We start from the raw sequence: 3119 nt of genomic DNA, 5'->3' as shown, positions 1-3119 counted from the left end.
AGCCTTGTTGGTATTATGGCACAGCGCTTGGTTCGTGTTCTGTGTACCTCCTGTCGTCAACCCTACGAGCCTGATGACAGCGAATGCGAATTTCTGCATATAGAGCACGGGCCTGGCCAATCGAAACCTCCTATCTACAAAGCAAAAGGTTGCCCAGAGTGTAATCATCTTGGTTATAAGGGCCGTATTGGTATCTACGAACTTGTGCAAATAGATGAACAGATGCGTGAGCTTATTCATAGCAAAGCCGGTGAGCTAGAGCTTGAAACTTATGCACGTAAGTGTGGTCCAAGCATACATGATGATGGTATTCAGAAGGTGTTGGCTGGCGTTACCACGATTGAAGAAGTGGTAAGGGTGACCCATCGGGGATAGTCATGGCTGCATTTGAGTACAAGGCGCTTGACCAAAAGGGCAAGCAAAAAAAAGGTGTAATAGAGGCGGACAGCGCTCGGCAGGTTCGACAGCAACTGCGCGAAAAAGGTTTAGCTCCGCTTGAAGTTGAACAAAGTTCTGAGAAAAAGAGCAATAGCGGTGGCGGTTCCTCAAGGCGTAGGTTGAGTGTCAAAGAGCTGTCGTTACTTACCCGTCAGATCGCTACGTTGATTCAGTCAGGTATTCCTATTGAAGAGACGCTTAGTGCGGTGGCTAGTCAAAGCGAGAAAACAAACGTTCGTAGTATGTTGCTGGCGGTTAGAGCAAAAGTACTAGAAGGTTATACGCTTGCCGATAGCCTTGCTGAATTCCCGGCTGCTTTCCCTAATCTTTATCGCTCTACGGTTGCTGCAGGCGAGCATGCCGGTCACCTTGACCTGGTGCTTAACCGGCTGGCCGATTATACCGAAGCACGTCAACAAGCACGCCAAAAGATACAGCTGGCTGCGATATACCCTGTAATACTTTGCTTCGTTGCTGTTTCAATCGTTGTATTTCTATTGACCTATGTTGTGCCAGATATCATTGAGGTGTTCGTTAACAACGGACAAGACCTACCATCACTGACTCAGGGCCTTTTAGCCGTGAGCGATTTCTTGGGTGACTGGGGTTTGCTGATACTCATTATCCTTATCTTGGCCGGTATGGGCTTTAAGGTCATGCTAAAGAAAGATGGCTTCCGCTTTGCGTATCATAAGCGCTTGTTAGGTATGCCATTTATTCAAAAGATTTCGAGGGGCTCCAATACCTCTCAATTTGCTAGTACGCTTAGTATCCTTAATAGTAGCGGCGTGCCTTTAGTTGATGCGATGCGCATATCTTCCGAGGTCTTAACAAACGATTGCCTCAAAGCATCCTTAGCTGAAGCAGCGCAGAAAGTGAGTGAAGGTGCAAACTTGCACAATTCTCTTGAGCAAACAGGCTACTTTCCACCAATGATGATTCATATGATCGCCAGCGGCGAGTCTAGTGGCGAGTTGGATGAAATGCTTGAAAGAACAGCACGGCATCAGGAAAGCGATCTGCAAGGACTAATCGAAACAATCGTTGGTTTGTTTGAACCGCTCATGTTGCTCTTTATGGGCGGCGTGGTTTTGGTCATTGTCTTGGCGATTATGTTGCCTATATTGAATATGAGTAATTTGGTTGCATAGATTTTGGTATAAAATCGTCGGCCACTTTGGTTGTGCAGTTATCACAAGAAATTATAAATACCTACTTAGATAAGGAAGTAAGATGAAACGTTCACATGTTAAGCAATCCGGTTTCACGCTAATCGAGATAATGGTGGTCATGGTGATCCTAGGTCTTTTAGTGGCGGTTGTGGCACCCAATATTCTTGGCCGAGGCGAAGAAGCCAGAATTGGCGTCGCTAAAACCCAGATCCGTAATATTGGTAATGCTTTAGATATGTATAAGCTAGATAACTTCTCTTACCCAAGTACGGAACAAGGTTTGGAGGCACTAGTTAATAAACCTTCCGGTTCACCAGAAGCAAAAAACTGGAGCAAGGATGGTTACCTTCCAAATGTTCCAATCGACCCATGGAAGAATGAGTATCAATATGTCAGCCCAGGTTCTGAAGGCCCTTATGATTTGTACTCTTTTGGTCCCGATGGGCGTGAAGGTGGTACAGATGGTGGTGAAGATATCAGCAATCACGATATGAATTAATCAGACGGCGTGATGGAAGAGTAAACATTATATGCTTCCCCTTAAGGGAATGTTCGCTAGGGTTAGGCCAGTGATCGGGTCTAAAACCTCAACCGTTAGCGGTCGTGGTTTTACTTTGATTGAGTTGCTGGTTGTTCTGGTTTTGCTTGGTTTAATCTCGTCTCTCGCCTTAATGACGGTTGGCGGTGGTAATCAGACGCGCGAAATGATCAACGAGGTAACTCGTATGCAAGCCTTGCTTCGTCTTGCTGCCGATGAGGCTATTTACTCCAATGAAGAAATTGGCGTATTGATTGAGGATGAAGGCTACGAATTTCTGGTTTGGGACGAAGAAGCTTCAAAGTGGGAAAGCTCTACTAAGCAAGCCTTACGACCCCGAAGTTTGCCCGAGTGGTTAACATTAGACTTTCAGCGGGAAGGGAAAGGGCGCGAAATCCTCGGCACCTCTGTATCAGGCGAGTATATCGGCAACACTGACACTCTGGAAATTGAAGAATCCTCAAAAAAACCTAGTTTTATGCTGCTATCCAGTGGTGAAGTTGNTCAGTTTGTTATTGGTGTTCAACTCATGGGCGACAGCGATAGCCGGATCGAAATCAAGACTGATGAGCAAGGTGAGATTGTTGTACCCTTCCTGCAACAGGATGAGGATGCAGGCTAATGCATAGGTCTATCAGGCAACGTAATCTTTCTAAGATAACCAAGCATGCGGGCTTCACACTTTTAGAAGTAATGATGGCTATGCTGGTCTTCGTCTCGGTAGCCATGATTCAACAAGAGGTGACGGCATCAACCGTTAGCCAATATTTTAACGTAAGGCATAAGATAGTTGCTTCTTGGATTGCGGAAAATAAGATCACAGAGCTTCAGCTTTCAAAATCACTGCCTGCAATTAAAGAATATAAAGAAGAGATCGAGTTTGCGAATCAAGAATGGCAGGTGGTTTCTAAGGTTAGCAAAACAGCAAATGCCGATATCAACAAGCTCGACGTAGATGTCTATCTTATCGA

General features: G+C 45.4%; 4 protein-coding genes and 1 pseudogene. All 5 read left to right on the top strand.

Annotation, left to right across the window (positions count from 1 at the left end; translation table 11 throughout):
• Positions 1-375, top strand: a pseudogene (locus tag A3735_RS31125) (type II secretion system protein GspE); the annotation flags it as partial.
• Between the two features lie 2 nt (positions 376-377).
• On the top strand, positions 378-1589 hold the full coding sequence (gene gspF, locus A3735_RS18285; protein WP_068511069.1) for a type II secretion system inner membrane protein GspF: 1212 nt from the start codon (positions 378-380) through the stop codon (positions 1587-1589).
• An 82-nt stretch (positions 1590-1671) separates the two neighbouring features.
• Positions 1672-2109 carry a type II secretion system major pseudopilin GspG gene (gene gspG / locus A3735_RS18280; protein ID WP_068511068.1) on the top strand — a complete coding sequence of 146 codons (438 nt, stop codon included), beginning with the start codon at positions 1672-1674 and terminating at the stop codon, positions 2107-2109.
• A gap of 70 nt (positions 2110-2179) precedes the next feature.
• The gene (gspH, locus tag A3735_RS18275; protein ID WP_197485931.1) at positions 2180-2770 is read left to right on the top strand and encodes a type II secretion system minor pseudopilin GspH; all 591 of its coding nucleotides are present in this window, start codon (positions 2180-2182) and stop codon (positions 2768-2770) included.
• Positions 2770-3119: type II secretion system minor pseudopilin GspI (gene gspI / locus A3735_RS18270; protein ID WP_068638435.1), on the top strand; the 350-nt coding region annotated here is incomplete at its 3' end. The genes gspH and gspI, both read left to right, overlap by 1 nt.

The organism is Oleiphilus sp. HI0061 (assembly GCF_001635675.1).
The sequence above is the reverse complement of the archived record's forward strand: the minus strand, read 5'-3'. Positions and strand labels throughout refer to the sequence as shown.

Coding starts and splice junctions, on each gene's coding strand:
- gspG (WP_068511068.1), top strand. CDS start 1,672: ATGAAACGTTCACATGTTAAGCAATCCGGTTTCACGCTAATCGAGATA.
- gspF (WP_068511069.1), top strand. CDS start 378: ATGGCTGCATTTGAGTACAAGGCGCTTGACCAAAAGGGCAAGCAAAAA.